Below are 18,652 nucleotides of genomic sequence, written 5' to 3' on the forward strand. Positions count from 1 at the left end.
ACCACTCAAAGCTCAACGGTGTGCTCGGGGAGGACAACGTGGCGCATACCGCCATGTCTGGTTACGGAACGACCGCCGGCGACGATCCACTCCAGACCGCGGTATGGCGGCTGCGCTCGCGGGCCTGCTGGGTCGACGCGGCCGCGCTGATCCAGCCCACCACTCCACAGGCCTCGCTGCAACGGACCGCGCTGCTCGTCGAGCGCTGCCTGTACACCGAGCAGGGCTGGGCGGAGGCGGAGGACGCGCTGCGTACCGCCGAGGCGCAGGCCCAGAGCGACGAGGAGCGGGGCGCGGCGGCCTGCGAGCGCGGGCAACTGGCGTACGCGGCCACGCTGCTCGGCGTACGGGACCGCTCCGACGAGGCGCGGGCCGCGCTCGGCCGGGCGGCGGCGCTCATCCCGCCGGGCGCCCGGGGCCGGGCCCTGCTCGACTTCCGCCGGGGTGTCCTCGCGGAGAACCTCGCCCGCTCGCCGCAGGCCGCGCGTGCCGCGTACCGCCGTGCCCACGCGGGCGCCACCGCCCACGGCGATCAGCTGCTGCTCTCGTTCACCTGGCGGCATCTGGCCGGACTCGCCCTGCGCGACGGCGAGTTGGCCGAGGCCCGGCACGGCTTCGCCGAGTCCCTGCGCATCCGCGAGGAGCTGGGCTACCTGGTCGGCACGGCCCCCGCCCTGGTGTCCCTCGCCGACACCGAGACGGAACCGGAGGCATCCCGCCTCCGCGAGGAGGCCAGGCGTCTGTTCCGCCTACTGGGCGGCGTACCGACCTGGCTGGCACGGCAGTTGACCCCACCGGCGGCCACGGCCTGAGCAGGCGTCGGCATTCCCACGGGCCAGGCCCAGTCGTCCGATTCCCGTCGTCCACCCGGACGACGGGACTTTCACGAAGGGCCCTAGACCGCCGTCGCCCCGAAGTGCCGCTCCACCAGGCACTCCACCGCGTCCAGGTCGCCCGCCACCAACGCGTCCAGCAGGGCGATGTGTTCGGCGGCGTCGGCCAGCAGTTCGGTGCGCGGGCCGGTCATCGGGGCGGTGGGCAACGGCAGTTGCGTACGCCGGTGCAGGTCGTCCGAGAGCTGGACGAGCTGTTCGTTGCCGGCGAGTCCGAGCAGCCCCCGGTGGAAGGCGCGGTCAGCCCCGGCGTACGTCGCCCGGCAGCCGGAGGAGGCCGCGCGGGCCGTCTCCTCGGCGAGCGGCCGCAGTTCGGCCCAGCTGTCGGCCGGCAGCGTACGGGCCAGCCGCAGGATCACCGGCACCTGGAGCAGCGCCCGCACCTCCGCCAGTTCGGCCAGCTCGCGGGCGCCACGCCGGACGACGCGGAAGCCGCGGTTGGGCACGACCTCGACGGCGCCCTCTATGGCGAGTTGCTGCATCGCCTCGCGCACCGGGGTCGCCGAGACCCCGAACTGTTCGCCGAGCGCGGGCGCCGAGTACACCTCGCCGGGCGTCAGCTCCCCGGCGGCGAGGGCGGCGCGCAGCGCGTCGAGGATCTGCCCGCGCACGGAGGCCCGCTGCACGACCGGGCGGCCGGGCCCTCGGGCCGGAACGGGCGGCTCCTCGATCCGGGGCGGAGGAAGGGGAATGGGGGTCTCGCTGTGGGTGTGCTCACCCCGGGCCGCGTCGTCCCGCGACCTGGTACCGCCGTCCGCCGCGATGCCCCGTTCCCGGTCCACGTCCGCCACCCCGGGCTGCGCGGGCACTCGCAGGGGATCCGTGCGGGTGGCCCGGCGGGGGTCCGGAGTGCTCGCGGCGAAGGCGGGGCGCGTACGCGGTCCGGCCTGGTCGGGCACGGGTCCTCCTCCGAGCTGAGTGGTACATGGGGGCGCTAAATCACTACTGGGGTTGTTACCGGTCGTAAAGCACCATAGGCGCACATGACCTCAGTTCAAACCTCGACCACCTCGGGTAAGGTAAGCCTTACCTGGCAGCGATGGTGAAACGGCGGTCTCCGCATGCCCCTCTCAGCACCGGCACCGGCACCCAGTTCGCGCACGTCACCCGTCACGGCCGCGTACGCACGGCTGACCGAGGCCCTGCCGGTGATGAGCGTGACGGAATTCTCCCCCACCGACCCCCTGCCGGAGGGCGACGGCTGGGTCTCGGCGGCCGGGCTCGCGGCCGGCGGCGCCGAGCTGGACGCGTTCCTCGCCTGGGACGAGGCACAGATTGAGCGGGACCACGGACAGAAGGGGCGCCCGGACGTCGTCGCGGCCTTCGGACTGCACCGCTATTCCTGGTACGCCTGTCTGCTGTTCACCGTGCCCTGGTTCCTGCAGCGCCGGGTGCCCCGGTTCCCGGCGGAGCACGTGGCGTTCCAGCGTGAGCAGAGCCGTCTGGCCGTGCGTGCGGGAACGTTCAGCTGTCTGCCGGGCGATCCGGCGGCCGGAGAGCCCGGCGCCCGGGTGGTCCCGGACGAGGAGGCACTGCGGGCCGAGGTGCGGGCGGCGTTCGCCGAGCACATAGAGCCCGTGCTCGGCGGTTTCGGTCCGCGGATGCGGCGGCGCGGGCGCGCTCTGTGGGGGATGGCGACCGACGAGGTCGTCGAGGGCATCTGGTACATCGCCGAACTCCTCGACCCGGGCGAGCAGGAGCGGTGCCGACGCGAGCTGGAGCTGCTGCTGCCGGGCTCGACGCGGCCGTACGTCGGCGCGGCCGGCTTCCGTGAACTGGCCGGGCCGGGAGGGCGGTCGCTTCCCACCCGGGACCGGGCGAGTTGCTGCATGTTCTACACACTGGCCCCGGAAGACACCTGCATCACCTGCCCTCGGACCTGCGACGCGGACCGGATCGCCAAGTTGACGGCCACCGCCGCGGCTTGACGGCCCCTCTCGGGCACCCCCCTGAGTTGGCCCGCGGCATGTGCCGTAAGATCGACTCCGATTGAGATCGTCAGTTGATTACAGGTGGTTCACAACTTCCTCACTTGCCGCAGGAACTTTCCGTTGAACCACTCGAACGGGTAATCTCACTCGCACTCAACTCCCGTCCCTCGCGCGGCAGTTCGAGCAGAATGCCGCCTTGCGCCAGTTCTTGCACTTCCTTGGCGGTCTCTTGCCCCGAAACCCCCTGAGGGCCGTGAGGATTGGGCCACTATGGCGGGCGTTACGCCCTATCCCAATGCAAGGGACCCCTGATGAGACTGACCGACATATCGCTGAACTGGCTGCTTCCGGGCGCCGTACTGCTCCTGGGGATGCTGGCGGCGATTGCGGTGCTCGCGCGCGGCAAGCGCTCCGGGGAGCACGCCAAGACCGAGGATTCGTGGGAACGCAGTGAGGAGCGCCGACGGCGCAAGGAAGCCCTCTACGGCACGGCCTCCTACATTCTCCTCTTCTGCTGTGCCGCGGTCGCGGCCGCGCTCTCCTTCCGCGGCCTGGTCGGCTTCGGCGAACAGAACCTGGGACTCACCAACGGGTGGCAGTACCTGGTTCCGTTCGGCCTGGACGGCGCCGCCATGTTCTGCTCCGTGCTCGCGGTGCGCGAGGCCAGCCACGGTGACGCGGCCCTCGGCTCCCGCATACTCGTGTGGACGTTCGCCGGTGCGGCCGCCTGGTTCAACTGGGTGCACGCGCCCAGGGGCCTCGGCCACGACGGCGCCCCGCAGTTCTTCGCGGGCATGTCCATGTCCGCCGCAGTACTCTTCGACCGCGCGCTGAAGCAGACCCGCCGTGCCGCGCTGCGTGAGCAGGGCCTGGTTCCGCGCCCGCTGCCGCAGATTCGTGTCGTCCGCTGGCTGCGGGCCCCGCGTGAGACGTACAAGGCCTGGTCGCTGATGCTCCTCGAGGGTGTGCGCAGCCTGGACGAGGCCGTGGACGAGGTACGTGAGGACAAGCGCATCAAGCAGGAGAACCGCTCGCGCAAGCGCGAGCAGGAGCGCCTGGAGCGCGCCCACCTCAAGGCGATCAGCCGTGGCCACGGCCGCGGTCTGCCCGGCGGTGGCGGCGGTGGCGGCGGCAGCCGTCAGATGGACACGACCGTGGAGCGCGTCCCCGCCCAGGCCGTCTCGGAGCCTGCCATATCGTCGCCGGAACTGCCCGTGCGTACCCGTCCCTCACTGCAGCCCGTGCGCAACGGCGCTGACAAGTCGCTCACCGTCGACCTGACCGCGGAGGACGACACCATGGCCCTGCCGCGACTCGACTCCCTCGAGCGCAAGCTCAAGGACCTGGAGCAGCAGTTCGGCTGACCTCGGAGCAGCTGTTTCGGCTGATCTCGTAGCAGCTGTTCGGCTGATCCTGGAGCACCGGCCACGGCGCCCGGACCTCCGGAGCACCTGATCGGGAGCACCTCATTGGACAGGGGCGCGGCAATGGAGCCGCGCCCCTGTCCATGTGCGTGTCCATGTGCGTGTCCACCTACGGGTTCACCTGTGGTCGTCGACCGCGGCGACCGCTCTTCGGTCGGCTACGTCAGCCCGCCGTCCAGGTCGAACCACACCGACTTGCCCACCCCGTGGGCCCGTACGCCCCAGGCGTCGGCCAGGGACTGCACAAGCAGAAGGCCCCGCCCGTGGGTGGCGTCGTCAGCGTTCGACACCCTCGGCCTGGGCCTGCGTCCCACGAAGTCCCGGACCTCCACATGGAGTCCGCGCGGTGAGACGGTCGCCGTCAGTACGGCGTCGTGGTCGGTGTGGATGAGCGCGTTGGTGACCAGCTCGCTCGTGAGCAGTTCCGCTATCTCCGATCTCCCCGGCCGCCCCCACTGCCGTAACAGCTCCCGCAGGGCCCTACGGGCCTCGGGCACCGCCCGCAGATCCGCCCGCCCCAGTTTGCGCCTGAGCTCTCCGGCATCGGCCTCTTCCGTCGGTTTACCCGTCGTTTCCTCCGCCGCTTCCGCCGAGAAGGCCCCGATCGCCGTGGGACCGCCTCCTCGTGCATGCCTCTTCATGACCCCCGCCCGCGTGCCGATGACGATTCCCCTCCTGATCGAACACGTACACGAGGAACCATGCCCCGTCCGGAACGCGGCACTCATGTCGAATCGTCAACGACCCTCCGTACGCTTTCAAACGCACCGGGTCAAGCCAGCTGTCGGCACCTTCCGAGAGCGCTTGCCACCCCGCGAAACCACCACACACGCCGACGAACCGACGCCACACCGCCCCACCCGTGGATTGCCCGCGGACCGTGCCTGCTGGCCCCAACTGCCCATGTACGCCTGCCGATACGGCCCTACGCCACCGTGCCTCGACCGCGCGGGACACGAGCGGTCCCGGCCCGATTCCGGCCGCCGCAGCCGATGATGTTCATTGGCCGGAACCCAGCGCTGGTACAGGCCAACATGTGGACAGACGCGACGGGTCGGCCGCGGGGCGCGCCGCGTCACGCCTCCCACACGGCGGCGGCCGTACGGTCGTCCGCGTACCCCTTGACCCGGACCTGGGTGTCGGCGAGGAAAGCGGCGAGGCCGGGTGGCTCGGCGTCCGCCCAGCGCTCCGCCAGATGCTCGGCGAGCGCGGGTTCACCACGCAGTGGCTCGGCGAGACCGCCGGTGCACAGCAGGAGGACGTCCTCGGGGCGGGCCACGGAGGCCCGGAACCGGAAGGGTTCGCGGGGCGGCGCCGGGGCCGGTTCGTACGGGCTCGGGGGTGTGGTGATGCCGAGGTCCATCGTGAGGCGGTCGCCGTCGGGGGTCTCGTGCGGCAGCGAGCCGAAGCCGACCACCGGGGCGCCCCTGGTCTCGGCGACCCGGGGCTCGATGTCCTGCCACTCCCCGTCCCGCAGCCGGAACAGACCACCGGCGCCCACTCCGAAGAAGACGCGCGTACGGCACCCGGGGTCGGCCGGGAGCAGCAGACAGCGCAGGCTCGCCGTGTACTCCTCCGGGTCGAGGCCCTGCTCGACGGCGCTGGCCCGCAGTTTGCCGAGACTGCGGTCGGTGAGCCGGTGCAGGCCCGACTTGAGGTCGCCGCGCCGGGCGGCCCTGATGTCCTCCACCAACCGGGAGTGGCTGCGTCCGACGGCCCGCCCGATCCACCGGCACGCCTCGGCCGCCGCGCGGTGCGCGCCCGGGGTGGCACGGGCGCCGGTCGCCATGGCGACGAGCACGACGGCCTGCTCGCCCACGCCGAACCGGGCGGTGAGCAGGGAGTCCCGGCGCGGCTCGCCCCGGTAGCGCGCCGAGTCGCCGCGCACCGAGGCGGCCCGCAGTGTGCCGGCCCCGTAGCGCGCTCCGTCCAGCACGGTGTCCGCCACCAGATCCCCGAGATCGTCCGGATCCGCGACCGGCAGCGCGGTGGGCTCGGCCGCGTAGGTGGGCGGCCCGGACCCGACGTAGTCGACGTGCACCGGCTGCGTACCCGTGACGAGGGTGACCTCCTGCGCCTGGAGGGTGGGGAGGTCGAGCTGGGTGGGCGGACGGGCGTCGGACGGCTCGGCACCGTCGGCGCTCGTGGACACGGGCTCACCCGGCGCCGCGGAGCGACTGGCCGGCGGTGGCACGGCATCAGCCTGACGCGCCCAAGGGATGGACGGCCGAGGCGTGGCCGAAGGGGGTTCGGCGGCGGAGGGACGGTTCGTGGCGCGGGGTGGTGCTGATGCCGGGGGTGTGGATGCCGGGGGTGCGTCGGACGGCGAGCTGGTCGGGTCTGTGGAAGGCGGTACGGAAGGCCGGGACGGCAAGGGCGGGCTCGACTGCGGCCGCTTCGGCCAAGCCTCGTCACGCGGGGACCTGGGGGCCGACGGTGACGAGGCGGGCGCCGAGGACGGAGGCGGGCTCGACTGCGACCGCTCCGACCGGCCCTCACCGCGCGGGGACTCGGGGGCCGACGGCTCCTCCGACGACCGGCCGGAGGAGTGCGGGACCGAGGACGACGGGACCGAGCCCGCCGAGCCCTCCGAGCCCGCTGACGACGGCGAGCCCGCCGACGACCGCGAGGACGATGACGACGGCGAGGACGGTGAAGCGGAAGGGCCGGAGGACAGGGGTTGACGCGGCTCCGGTCTCCTCGGCCGGTCCGCGTCACGCGGCGGCTCGGACGTCGAAGGCGCCCCCGACGACGCCCTCGGCGACGGTGCGGCAGCGCCGTCCGATGAGGCGGGCGAGGGTGCTGGCGAGAACCGTGGCCAGGGGCCCGACGGTGGCTGTGGCCCGGTCGGCCCAGCCGGCCCGGAGGGCCCTGCCGCAGGGGGCGCCCCCGCCGGTGGTCGCATGTCCGGTCGGGCCGGGTCCGCCGCAGACCTCGGCGTGGGTACGCCGGCCCCCGGTGCCCCGGCCCTGGGCTCCCAGGGCGCCGGCTGAGGCGTCAGGCCGCTGCGGCGGAGGGCGCCGTCGGGCGGGGAGTCGGAGGGGGCGGGATGACGTGGGTCGCCGGGTGAGTCCTGTCGGGGCACCTGGTCGCCGGGGTCGGGCGGGGTGGCCTGCGGGGGCACCCGGTCCTCGACCGGCTCCGTCGGAACCGCGCGCTTCCCCACCGTGCCCGCTGCCGAGGCGAAGCGGTCGTCGAGGGAATCGGCCGCGACCGCGGGGCCCGTGTCCCCCTTGGTGTCGTCGTACAACTGCCGCCACCAGTCGTCCTCTTGACCGGTCGGCCTCTCCCCCTGCTGGCTCATGCCCCTAATTGTCCACCTCAGAGGCCGTATGAAAACGGGGCATCCGGAAAATCCGGTCGGCGGATCGACGGTCCGACGGCGTGTCGGACTACATCTCGAACTCCGGTGCGAGACATGGGGGTTCAGAGGAGGAGGGGTGCCAGGGGGCGGGCGGGTCCTCCCGTGCGAGGAGAACCGCCAGGCGGATGCGAGGAGAACCGTCGGGCGGCCCACCCCCCACAGGAGAACCGCCCGACGGCACCCGGTGGCCTCGGCGCGGTGCGCGTCGGCCGTTCGAGGCGAGTGTGAGCCATGTTCCTGGGATTGAGCTGTGACCCCGGCTTCGTCATGGTGCGGGTGGTACGGCGATGATGTGCCCACCACCGGATGGCACCAGGGGAAGGGCGTCACCGCATGCTGGGAGCGATCGGTCTGGACGAGACCCACGAGTCGGCGTACCGGGCCCTGGTGTCCGTGGGCGTGGCCGACGTACCGGATCTGGCCCGGCGTCTCTCCCTCGGCGAGTACGACACCGAGCTGGCCCTGCGTCGGCTGGAGCGGCAGGGTCTGGCGGCCCAGTCCTCCGCGCGGCCGGGCCGCTGGGTGGCCGCGCCGCCGGGGGTGGCGCTCGGCGCGCTGCTCACCCAGCAGCGGCACGAGCTGGAGAAGGCCGAGCTGGCGGCGGCGATCCTCGCCGAGGAGTACCGGACGTCCGTCGCCGGGCCCGCCGCGCACGACCTGGTCGAGGTGGTGATCGGCGCGGCCGCGATCGCCCAGCGGTTTCTGCAGCTCCAGCTCGGCGCCGCCGAGGAGGTGCGGGCGCTGGTCGCGGGGGACCCGATCGCGGTCTCCGGCACGGAGAACAACCACGCCGAGGAGCAGGCCACCGGCCGGGGCGTCGGCTACCGGGTCGTCGTCGAGCGGGGTGTCCTGGACGAGCCCACGGCGATAGCCGAGCTGGCGTCCGCGCTGGGCCGGGGCGAGCAGGTGCGGGTGGTGGACAAGGTGCCGACGAAGCTGGTGATCGCCGACCGGTCGCTGGCCATGGTCCCGCTCAGCGTGCACACCGCGGAACCGGCCGCGCTAGTCGTCCACGCGAGCGGGCTGCTGGAGCTGCTGTCCGATCTGTTCGAGACGGCGTGGCGGCAGGCCCTGCCGTTGCGGCTCGGCGCCGACCGGGTCACCGAGGACGTACCGGACGGCCCCGACGCCGTCGACCTGGAGATCCTCTCCCTCCTGCTGGCCGGCATGACGGACGCGAGCGTCGCCAAACAGCTCGACCTGGGCCTGCGGACCGTGCAGCGCCGGGTGCGGCGGCTGATGGAGCTGGCCGGGGTGACCACCCGGCTCCAGCTGGGCTGGCACGCGTACGGGCTGAACTGGATCACCCGCGACTAGTGCCGCAACAGGCAGCGTTTCGACCTCCCTCGGCCGCAACCCTGACCTGCGCGTTCTCGTTGGCTCCGGCACTCTGGGCAGATGGGAGCGTGGGAACTCCTGCTGGTCGGCGTGGTGATTCTGCTCGGCCTGTGCGGAGTGCTGGTGCCCGGGGTACCGGGGTCCTGGCTCGTGTGGGCCGGGGTCATGTGGTGGGCACTGGAGGAGCCGAAGCCGGTGGCCTGGTGGGTGCTCGTCGGCGCCACCGCGGTCCTGCTCCTGTCCACGGCGATCCGCTGGGGCCTGCCTCCCCGACGGCTCCAGCAGAGCGGCACCACCCCCCGAACAGCGGTGTACGCCGGCCTCGGCGCCCTGCTCGGCTTCGTCGTCGTCCCGGTGATCGGCGCGATACCCGGCTACATCGGCGGCATCTATCTCTCCGAGCGCCTCCGCCTCGGCCGCCACGGCGAGGCCATGGCTTCGGTCCGCACGGCGATGCGCTCCGGCGGCTCCAGCGTCCTGGCGGAGCTGTTGGCGTGCATGCTGATAGCGGGCGCGTGGGTGGGGGCGGTGATCTGGGACTAGGGCCTGTTGATGAAACCCTGTCCGCCCCACGCACCCCCCGTCACCCGAACGGTCGTACGATCCCGCCCGTGCCCGTCCCCTCCAGCACGCCCTCCAGCACGCCCTCCAGCGTGAGCAACCGGCGCTTGCGGTCCAGGCCGCCCGCGTAACCGGTCAGGGAGCCGTCCGCGCCGATCACCCGGTGGCAGGGGCGGACGATGAGCAGCGGGTTGGCGCCGATCGCGCCGCCGACCGCCCGGACGGCGGCCCGGGAAGCCCCGATACGGGCCGCGATGGCCCCGTACGTGGTCGTCGCGCCGTACGGCACGTCGTCGAGCGCGTCCCACACCCGCTCCCGGAACTCACTCCCCTCTCCCCTCAACTCCAGCCTGAATTCCGTCAGTTCACCGGCGAAGTAAGCGGCGAGCTGTTCCTCGGCCGCCCGGAAGGGGCCCTGATCACGCCGCCATTCGGGCAGCGGCACCCGACCGCCCTTCTGCTCCGGCACGGAGACGGAGGTGAGGACGCCGAACTCGTCGGCGGTGAGGAGGAGCCTGCCGACGGGACTGTCGACGGTCGTGTACCGGACGTACGTACGCTGTTCACCGCTCACGGCTGTACCGCTCCCTATGTGTGGTCCTGAGGTGTTGAAGGGCGTAGGAGCGCCAGGGCCGCCAGGTGTCCGGGACGTCCTCGCCCGGAGGTGCCACGTCCGGGTCGCCGAGCGCTCGGGCGCGGATCACGGCGGCGGTACGGGCGTCCATGCCCGGCAGTCCGAGCAGTGCCCGCTCCGCCTCGTCGCGGTCGGCACCCACGTCGAGGCGGGGGCTGCCGTCGGCGAGGGCGGTGGCGAGCGCGCCGAGGGACCCGTCGGCGTCCGCGAGGGCGGACGGCTCGGGGAAGAGATGCGTGAGCGTCCCGCAGGGCGCGTCCAGCCTCTTCCCGTGAGCCTGTACGAGCCGCTCGGCCTCTCCCCGTCCCACGAGGGCGCGTACGGCGAACTCCTCGGGGTCGGCCGCGCCGGGCGAGCGCAGGCCGGGGCGGGCGGCGACGAGCGGGGCGAGCCGGGGATCGGCGCCGAGACGCTCGTCCACGGCGTACGGGTCGGCGTCGAGGTCGAGGAGCCGGCGCAGCCGCTGTACGGCGGTGGTGAGGTCACGGGGATCGGTGAGCCGGAGCCGGGCGTCGAGCCAACCGCCGCCCCCTTGGCCCCCAGGGCGTTCGTCGACGGCGGCGATCCCGGTGCCGTACGGCAGCCGCAGGGTGCGCCGGTAGACGCGGCGCCCGGGTGGGCCGGTCATCTCCTCGATCCCGGTGACCGTCTCGGCGGCGAGGGTCTCGAAGAGGGCGGTGGACTGGTACGGCCCCCGGTACGCGAGCCGCAGGGGGATGCCCGTGGCGGGGGTGCCCGGGGTGTCCCGGCGGGGTGCGGCGGCCCGCAGACCGGTGGGGGAGGCGTCGTACACGGTCCGGATCGTGTCGTTGAACTGGCGCACGCTGGCGAACCCGGCCGCGAACGCGATCTCCGTGACGGGCAGCCGCGTGGTCTGGAGCAGGACACGCGCGGTGTGCGCCCGCTGCGCCCTGGCGAGCGCGACGGGGCCGGCGCCGACCTCGGCGGTGAGCTGCCGCTGGACCTGGCGGGCGCTGTAGCCCAGCCGTAGGGCGAGGCCCGCGACGCCCTCCCGGTCGACGACGCCGTCGCCGATGAGCCGCATGGCCCGGCCGACGACGTCCGCGCGGACGTTCCACTCGGCCGAGCCGGGTACGGCGTCGGGGCGGCAGCGGCGGCAGGCGCGGAAGCCGGCGTGCTGTGCGGCGGCGGCGCTCGCGTAGAAGCGGACGTTGTGTCGCTTCGGCGTCACCGCCGGGCAGCTGGGCCGGCAGTAGATCCCGGTCGTCCGGACGGCGAAGAAGAACTCCCCGTCGAACCGGCCGTCCCTGCTCCGCACCGCCTCGTACCTGGTGTCTCCGTCCTCCATGGGTTCCAGTCTCGGGGATGGGAGGGGGTGGGGGCTGGCGGGTTTCGGACATGGAGTCCGCCGCTGCCCCCACCGGCCCGCAGTCGAACGACTACGCCCAACGCCCCCGCTTCGCCTCCATCGCCGCCTTCCCCTCCGCCCCCTTCCGCTTCCACTCCCGGCGGATCTCGGCCCGCAGCCGTGCGTCGCTCTTCGCGACGATCCGCTGGTTCTCGCGCAGCAGCTTCCGATAGCTCTCCAGGCGCCGCTCGGGCAGTTCCCCGGACTCCACCGCTTCGAGCACCGCGCACCCCGGCTCGGCCACATGGGCGCAGTCCTGGAACCGGCAGTTCTGCGCGAGCGCCTCGATCTCGGAGAAGACCTGCCCGACCCCGCTCTCGGCGTCCCAGAGGCCGACGCCCCGCAGCCCTGGTGTGTCGATCAGGACACCGCCGCCGGGGAGGGCCAGCAGATTGCGCGTGGTCGTGGTGTGCCGGCCCTTGCCGTCCGCGTCACGCGTGGCCTGGACGGTCATGACGTCCTCGCCGAGCAGCGCGTTGGCGAGGGTCGACTTGCCGGCGCCGGACTGTCCGAGCAGTACGGAGGTGCTCCCGGCCAGCACGGCGGCGAGGACGTCGACGCCCTCGCCGAGCGTGGAGCTGACGGTCAGGACCGGCACCCCGGGCGCGACCGTCTCCACGTCCTGCACGAGGTACGCGAGCGTGACGGCGTCCGGCACGAGGTCGGCCTTGGTGAGCACGACCACCGGCTGTGCCCCGGACTCCCAGGCCAGCGCCAGGAACCGTTCGACCCGGCCGAGGTCGAGTTCCACGGCAAGGGAGACGGCGACCACGGCGTGGTCGACGTTCGCGGCGAGGATCTGCCCCTCGGCCCGCTTGGAGGAGGTGGAGCGCACGAAGGCGCTGCGGCGCGGCAGATACGTACGGACGTAGCGGGGGTCGCCCGCGGGTTCGACGGCGACCCAGTCGCCGGTGCATACGACCCGCATCGGGTCGTGGGGGGTGACGAACGCGGTGTCGGCACGCAGGAGGCCGTCGGCGGTGACGACGTCGCACTGCCCGCGGTCGACCCGGACGACCCTCCCCGCGATCAGCCCTTCGGAGTCGTACGGGGCGAAGGCGTCCGCCCAGGCGTCGTCCCAGCCGTAGGGAGCGAGCGCGGAGGAGAGGGAGGAAGACGGCAGGGAGGAGGACGGCAGGGATGAAGCGGAGGAAGTCAAGGGAGACCCTTCACAGGGGTGGCCCCGGCGCGCCGTGCGGGCACGGCGTGTTTCCGCGTACGAGCGCGGCGATGGGTTCGGGTGTCAGCCGGTGGCCACGGAGGTGGACTGGATGGATTCCTGGATGAGGGCAGCGCCCATCGCAATGACAGCCATCGGTCAACACCTCCTGTCTCACTCGTCGTCGGCGACGGCCACAGCGGCCGTCGCATCAACTCGTCCCAGCTTAGGGCGGGGGTCCGCCTTCCTCAACCGATTAAATACCCCCCGCTCAGCTCGCCTTCTTGCAGTCCCGCCCGTTGACCGTGAAGTCGGTCGGGGACGGGTTGTCGCCGCCGTCCCACGCGCCGAGGAATCCGATGCCGAAGGTGCCGCCGACGGAGACGAGCTTGTTGTAGTCGGCGGCGGTGGCCGTGACCCGGGAGCCGTCCTGGTCGAAGGAGCCGTCCCACATCTGTGTCACGCGCTGGCCGTCCGCGAAGGTCCAGCCGATGCGCCAGCTGTCGAGGGCCTTGGTGGTGGTGACCGTGACGGTGGCCTGGAAGCCGCCGGGCCATTCGTTGACGAGGTCGTAGCGGACGTGGCAGGTGGCCGAGGAGGGCCCCGTGGTGTCGACGGGCTCGTGCGACTGGGCGCGCGTCGAGGAGTCGCCCTGGGGTTCCTGGTTGGCCTCCTCCTCGGTGCCGCCGCCGTCCACCTGGGGCCGTGAGGTGCTCTGCAGGTCGGACGAGACGCCGGAGGAGGGCTGCGTCTGCGGGAACGACGAGTCCCGCTGGGTCACGGCCGACGAGCGGTCGGCGTTGTCCCCGGCGACGGCGTCGTCGCTGTCGCCGCCGAACGGCATGAGGGAGACGGCGAGCGCCAGCACCGAGACGAGGCCGACGCCGGCCAGCAGCCCGGTGCGGCCGAAGCGCGGCCCCGGCTCACGGCCCGGCGAGAGGCCGCGGTCGGTGCCCGTGGCGTCCGCGCGCCCGGGGCTCAGGCCCGCGTCGGCGGCCCGGCGGCGACGCTCCAGATAGGCGAGGCCGCCCCAGCCGATGACGCCGCCGGCGAGCGCGGCGGGCAGTCCGCCGCCGTGCAGCCCGAGGCAGGACGCGGCCTCGGCGCACTCCACGCAGGTGGCGAGGTGTCGCGAGAGGTCCTCGGGGGTGTCGGTGCCGGGCGAGCGCGTGACCGCGTCGAGCAGTCGTGCGTAGCTGCGGCAGTCGGCGTCCATGGGCGTGTCGGCCTGGCTGCGCAGGCAGCGGTCCCGGAACAGGACCCGCACCTGGTCGAGTTCGGCACGGGCGGACGCCGGGTCGAGTCCGAGGCGGCGGGCCACCGAGGTGAGCGGCAACGACTCGACCTCGGAGAGCCACAGCAGCGCCGCGTCGGGTTCCTGCAGGTCCTTCAGGGCGCGCAGGGCGAGCGGACGGTGCAGCGGCGGTCCGACGTAGCGCGCGGCCCTGTCGGAGTTGAGCCAGAGCCGCAGGTCGGGGTCGAGCCGGTGGCCCTGGCCACCGGTCTCCCAGGCCGCGGCGCTGGTCCGCACCCAGGTCAGCAGGAAGGGGATCCGGGGCAGCCGCTGGGCGCGGCGCCCGGCGCCGCGCTCATAGCCCGTCCCGTCGTCCAGGGTGCGCGCCTCGTGGATACCGTGCGTGAACGCCTCGGTGGCCAGCTGGGTGGCCGCGATGGAACCCGCCGTGCACAGATCGGCGTACGAGAGGACCGCGTCCCAGCACTCCGAGAACAGCGCGGCCTCGGTGGCGTCCTGGGGCTTCGGCAGGTCGGGCATGGGTCTCCTGCATCCAAGAGCGAGGGGGGAAGTCCACAAGAAAGGCCAACTGCCGTCTAAAACAAGGAAGTTGGGGGGACCACCTTGCGGTTGCCCCGAGGATTTCACGGTTCCCACACAACTGACAAGCTGCGTCTTCAAATGCGGTTACCACCGGTCACGCTGTTGAGTTGTACGGAGGCCGAGCCCAATCTTCTCAACCGTCACAGGAGTTACTTGACGGCGACCCCCTCCGTGGCCTCCTCGACGGCCGGAAGGCTGTCCATGAAGGAGCTGACGGAGAAGACCGCGCGGCCGGGTCCGGGCGGGCCGTAGCCGGGGGGCGAGGAGAGCCCGAAGTCGTCCATCGTCGCGCGGTACGCCTCCAGCAACCGGATGTGGTACTCCAGCGGCGCGCCCTGCGGGTTGGCCTTGCCGAGCGGGGTGGTGGGCTCCGGGCACCAGGTGGTGAAGCGGGGCGTGATGCCGTGCGACATGAAGAAGCGCAGACCCTCGGTGGTGGAGGCGATGGCCTCGTCGACCGTGGTGAACCCGAAGGGCTCGGCCATCTCCACGCCGGCCACGAAGTTGGGAATCACGTTCCGCGCGCCGAAGATCTCCGCCGAGTCCAGGATGCGCTTGTGCCACTCGTCGCGGCCGACGTAGCGCTCCTTGCCCGGGCAGTACAGCTCGAAGAGCCGCCGGTCCCAGACCTCGTAGTTCGGGTGGTAGATCTTCACGCCGTAGTCGTGGAAGCGCTGTACGTCGTCCTTCGGCAGCGCCTGCGCGACGACCTTCCCGATCCACCGGTCGGGGAACTTCTCCTCGATGGCCTTGGCGTAGTGCCCGTAGAAGTCGGCCTCGTCCCGCCCGGCGACCGTCTTGGTGATGGCGCCGCCGGTGAGGGTGTACGCGGTCGACGTCTTCGCGGTGTCGTACCGGTCGATGATCTCCAGCGCCTCGAGGACCTCCTCGACGTCCTTCACGCCCGTGTAGGGCCTGCCGGCCGCCTTGTGCTGGCGCCAGTTGTGGTTGATGTCGCAGTACTGGCACTCCTCCTTGGCGCCGAAATACTGGCAGACCCGGAAAACGGTGAGGTAGATGAGGTAACCCCACTGAATGGTGGGGGCCACCTCCATCACGGACTTCCCGTTGGAGAGCGTGTGCCGGTAGTACTCCGGCATGGGCGGCACCCCGACATCGGCGATGCGCCTGCCGTCGAGATAGAGCCCGAGCAGCCCGTCGGCGTCGGCCGCCACGCGATACGGCGAGGACGGATTGACGCGTACGGACACGACGGTCCGCCGCAGGTCGTACGGCCCGCCGGTGAGGATGATCTCCTCCGGCGGGCGGCGGAGGGCGGCCTCGCCGAGTTCCGGGAGGGTGCCGTGGTCGAAGGAGAAGATGAAGTACGACTTGGGCTTGACCTCGCCCTTCTCGTTGTCGCTCAGGGCGGAGGCGTCGAAGGCCACACCGCCTCTGAGCAGGTCCTCCTTGAAGACGGCTTCCCGCGGTACGTGCGGGAACCGCTCCATCAGATCCTCGACCAGCTCGGTGCGGCTGCCCATCCCGTTCTCCTCGCTCCCGACGTCACTCAGGTCCGTGTGTGTACGACTCCTCACGGTATGCCTCCGACGGGGCGGGGACGGGGGCGGGTCCCCTGAGCGGCGTTTTCGCCCGGGAGAGAGGGTGGGTGCGGGTCGGTGCGGTGGTTGGCGGCCGCTCACCCACCGGGCCGCAGCCGGAAGGGATCGTCAGTCGCCCGGACGTCGCGTCGAGTCCCGTAGCACCACGTGTGTGCCCAGCACCAGATGCTGGCTGTCGGCGAGTTCCGTGCGGTGCAGGGCGAGGCGGACGGCGGAGCGGCCCAGTTCCTCCTGTGGCACGTTGACCGTGGTGAGCGCCGGGTGGACGTCCTTGGCGAGCGGGATGTCGTCGTAGCCCGCGACGGCGATGTCGTCGGGGATCCGGCGACCGGCCTCGCGCAGCGCCTGGACCACACCCGCCGCGATCATGTCGGTGGCGGCGAACACCGCCGTGAACTCCCGCCCGGACGCGAGGAGCGCATGGGCCGCCCGGTAACCGTACGAGCGGGTGAACGCGCCGTCCATGATCAGCTCGGGGTCCGGGGCGAGACCGAGGAGTTCATGGGCGCGGGTGAAGCCGCGGATCCGCTGGGAGCTGGTGGACAGGCCTGAGATGCGGCCCAGGTAGGCGATGCGGCGGTGGCCGCCGGAGAGCAGGTGGGTGGTCATGGCGAAGGCGCCGCCCTCGTTGTCGTAGTCGACGACGGTGGCCGGGACGCCGGGGCCGAGCGGTGGCCTGCCGACAAGCACGAGCCGGGAGCCCGCCCGGTCCAGGGCGTGCGCGAAGTGGGTCATGCGCTGGTGGTAGGCCTTGTCGTCCCAGGCGCCGCCGACCACGATCACCGCGTCGGCGCGCTGCTCGCGCATGGTCTCCACGACGGCCAGCACCCGCTGCGGGTCGCCGTGCGTGGTGCACAGCATGCACAGCCGGCCCTCGGCGGCGGCCTGCTCCTCGACCCCGCGGGCGATGTGCGCGTAGAACGGGCCGGTGACGTCGTCGACGACGAACGCGACGGTCTTGTTGGTGGCACCGCCGAGGGCGCGGGCGTGCGCGTTGACCACGTAGTCCAGCTCGCGCATGGCCCTGAGCACCCTGGCTCGGGTGGCGGCGGCGACCGGATAGGTGCCGCCGAGCACGCGGGAGACGGTCGACGCGGAGACCCCGGCCCGTGCGGCGACGTCCCGTACGGTCGAGGCGTCTCCACCCGCCCCGGGGCCTGTCCTCTTCGGCACTGTCCGGTCCCCCTCCCCCAGGTTCGTGCGGGTCACCTTACGAGATCCCGGGATCCCGGGACGCCCTCTCACTCCGCTCCCGGTCTGACGCAGCGGCACCCCCGGAGCAGGGCGCGTCGCGGCGTCCGGGAAACGGGCCGACTCGCCGAAGCCGAGGCCGAGTTCGGCGAGGGGGGCGAACCCCGGCGGCCCGTGCCGAGGCGCGCACGGACCAGAAGTCAGGCGTGGGGGCTCCGGGGTCCACCGCCTCCGCGCGGAAGGCGGTGGTCATGCCGTGTGTTCCAGGGCCGAGAGAGGGATGCCGTGCTCCAACCGGCCTCCGGCGGCCAGCCGTTCGGCCTCCTCCGTGACCGCGAGACCGAGGCGGGCCATCTCGTTGCCCTGGGAGCCCGCCAGGTGCGGGGTGACATAGGCGTTCGGCAGGTCCCAGAGCGGGGAGTCGGCGGGGAGCGGCTCGGGGTCGGTGACGTCGAGGATCGCGGTCAGCCGGCCGGTGCTCAGTTCGGCGATGAGGGCGTCGTGGTCGACGAGGGCACCGCGCGCGGTGTTGACGAGGACGGCCCCGTCGGGCATCCGGGCGAGTTCGCGGCGGCCGATCAGATGGTGGGTCTCGGGGGTGTCCGGGGCGTGCACGGTGACGATCTCGGAGGTCGCCAGGAGGTCGTCGAGCGGCAGCAGCGGGACGCCGAGGGCGGCGGCGCCCGTCTCGTCGACATACGGGTCGGTGAGGCTGACCCGCAGGTCGAAGGGGCGCAGGAGTTCGATGAGTTTGCGGCCGATGCGGGATGCGCCGACGACACCGACGCGGCGGCCGTGGTTGCCGATGCCGGGGACGATCCCCCAGCCGGGCGAGGTGCGTGCGGCGCGCATGCGGTCCCGGTGGGCGAGGACGTCCTTGCCCGCCAGGAGGATCATCGCGAGCGTGTACTCGGCGACCGGCACGGCGTTGGCCGTCGCCGCCGAGGAGACGGCTATGCCGCGCTCCCAGATCGCGGGGGTCGTGAAGCCCTTGACCGAGCCCGCCGCGTGCAGGATCGCGCGCAGCTTGGGCGCGGCGTCGAGAACCGCCGCGTCGATCCGCGGGCAGCCCCAGCCGGTGACCAGGATCTCGGCCTCGGCGAGCGCCTCCCTGACCCCGGGATCGGAGAAGTCCTCGGCCACCGTGCTGGGATCGATTTCTACGGCGTCCCGCAGTCGCGTCAGCACTTCCGGCGGAAAGACCTGGGGGATGTTCTCGGCGGTCATCGCGAACAGGGCCACGGGACGCTCGGGCAAGGAAGGGGCCTTCCGGCTCGTCGAGTCAGATATAGCAACCGGTCTCTACGGTAGGTGGGCGCGTCCGAGGGGGTCAATGGACGGGGCGGCGGCAGGGAGGATGGGGGCTCGCACACGGACTACTCGCTCATC

The 18,652-nt window shown here is 72.5% G+C and carries 15 protein-coding genes; 5 read left to right on the top strand and 10 right to left on the bottom strand.

Features of this window, described 5'->3' with window-relative positions; genetic code table 11:
- The first annotated feature begins 38 nt into the window (after positions 1–38).
- Positions 39–812 carry a hypothetical protein gene (locus SGFS_RS15895; RefSeq protein ID WP_286250909.1) on the top strand — a complete coding sequence of 258 codons (774 nt, stop codon included), beginning with the start codon at positions 39–41 and terminating at the stop codon, positions 810–812.
- An 83-nt stretch (positions 813–895) separates the two neighbouring features.
- On the opposite strand, the gene SGFS_RS15900 is transcribed toward SGFS_RS15895, so the two are convergent.
- Entirely contained in the window at positions 896–1,792 is an 897-nt protein-coding gene (locus tag SGFS_RS15900) for a GntR family transcriptional regulator (RefSeq protein ID WP_434027177.1), read from the bottom strand.
- A gap of 162 nt (positions 1,793–1,954) precedes the next feature.
- Here SGFS_RS15900 and SGFS_RS15905 point away from each other — a divergent pair, with 162 nt between their 5' ends.
- On the top strand, positions 1,955–2,821 hold the full coding sequence (locus SGFS_RS15905) for a (2Fe-2S)-binding protein (protein ID WP_286250910.1): 867 nt from the start codon (positions 1,955–1,957) through the stop codon (positions 2,819–2,821).
- Positions 2,822–3,135: 314 nt separating this feature from the next.
- A complete protein-coding gene (locus tag SGFS_RS15910) occupies positions 3,136–4,188 on the top strand; it encodes a DUF2637 domain-containing protein (RefSeq protein WP_286250911.1) in 1,053 nt (350 codons plus the stop codon).
- A gap of 218 nt (positions 4,189–4,406) precedes the next feature.
- Here the strand turns inward: SGFS_RS15910 and SGFS_RS15915 are convergent, their stop codons facing one another.
- Positions 4,407–4,889, bottom strand: a complete 483-nt coding sequence (locus SGFS_RS15915) for an ATP-binding protein (RefSeq protein WP_286250912.1) — start codon at positions 4,887–4,889, stop codon at positions 4,407–4,409.
- Between the two features lie 434 nt (positions 4,890–5,323).
- On the bottom strand, positions 5,324–6,925 hold the full coding sequence (locus SGFS_RS15920; protein WP_434028201.1) for a protein phosphatase 2C domain-containing protein: 1,602 nt from the start codon (positions 6,923–6,925) through the stop codon (positions 5,324–5,326).
- Positions 6,926–7,945: 1,020 nt separating this feature from the next.
- Between SGFS_RS15920 and SGFS_RS15925 the strand changes: the two genes are divergently transcribed.
- The gene (locus tag SGFS_RS15925) at positions 7,946–8,929 is read left to right on the top strand and encodes a helix-turn-helix transcriptional regulator (RefSeq protein WP_286250914.1); all 984 of its coding nucleotides are present in this window, start codon (positions 7,946–7,948) and stop codon (positions 8,927–8,929) included.
- An 81-nt stretch (positions 8,930–9,010) separates the two neighbouring features.
- Entirely contained in the window at positions 9,011–9,493 is a 483-nt protein-coding gene (locus SGFS_RS15930; RefSeq protein WP_286250915.1) for a DUF456 domain-containing protein, read from the top strand.
- A 40-nt stretch (positions 9,494–9,533) separates the two neighbouring features.
- Here the strand turns inward: SGFS_RS15930 and SGFS_RS15935 are convergent, their stop codons facing one another.
- From SGFS_RS15935 to SGFS_RS15965, 7 genes are all read right to left on the bottom strand, one after another.
- Complete coding sequence (locus tag SGFS_RS15935) at positions 9,534–10,085, bottom strand: methylated-DNA--[protein]-cysteine S-methyltransferase (protein ID WP_286250916.1); 552 nt, start codon at positions 10,083–10,085, stop codon at positions 9,534–9,536.
- On the bottom strand, positions 10,075–11,454 hold the full coding sequence (locus SGFS_RS15940) for a DNA-3-methyladenine glycosylase 2 family protein (RefSeq protein WP_286250919.1): 1,380 nt from the start codon (positions 11,452–11,454) through the stop codon (positions 10,075–10,077). The genes SGFS_RS15935 and SGFS_RS15940 overlap by 11 nt, the downstream gene beginning before the upstream one ends.
- 91 nt (positions 11,455–11,545) lie before the next feature.
- Positions 11,546–12,673, bottom strand: a complete 1,128-nt coding sequence (gene rsgA, locus SGFS_RS15945; protein WP_434027182.1) for a ribosome small subunit-dependent GTPase A — start codon at positions 12,671–12,673, stop codon at positions 11,546–11,548.
- A 271-nt stretch (positions 12,674–12,944) separates the two neighbouring features.
- Positions 12,945–14,447 (bottom strand): cellulose binding domain-containing protein, encoded by a 1,503-nt coding sequence (locus SGFS_RS15950; RefSeq protein WP_286250921.1) that lies wholly within the window; start codon positions 14,445–14,447, stop codon positions 12,945–12,947.
- A gap of 212 nt (positions 14,448–14,659) precedes the next feature.
- A complete protein-coding gene (locus SGFS_RS15955) occupies positions 14,660–15,994 on the bottom strand; it encodes a radical SAM protein (protein ID WP_286250922.1) in 1,335 nt (444 codons plus the stop codon).
- 186 nt (positions 15,995–16,180) lie between these two features.
- A complete protein-coding gene (locus tag SGFS_RS15960; protein WP_286250924.1) occupies positions 16,181–17,245 on the bottom strand; it encodes a LacI family DNA-binding transcriptional regulator in 1,065 nt (354 codons plus the stop codon).
- A gap of 267 nt (positions 17,246–17,512) precedes the next feature.
- Positions 17,513–18,520 (bottom strand): hydroxyacid dehydrogenase, encoded by a 1,008-nt coding sequence (locus tag SGFS_RS15965; RefSeq protein ID WP_286250925.1) that lies wholly within the window; start codon positions 18,518–18,520, stop codon positions 17,513–17,515.
- Positions 18,521–18,652: the final 132 nt, after the last annotated feature.

Origin of the sequence: Streptomyces graminofaciens, from assembly GCF_030294945.1 — a bacterium.
Classification (GTDB): Bacteria; Actinomycetota; Actinomycetes; order Streptomycetales; family Streptomycetaceae; genus Streptomyces; species Streptomyces graminofaciens.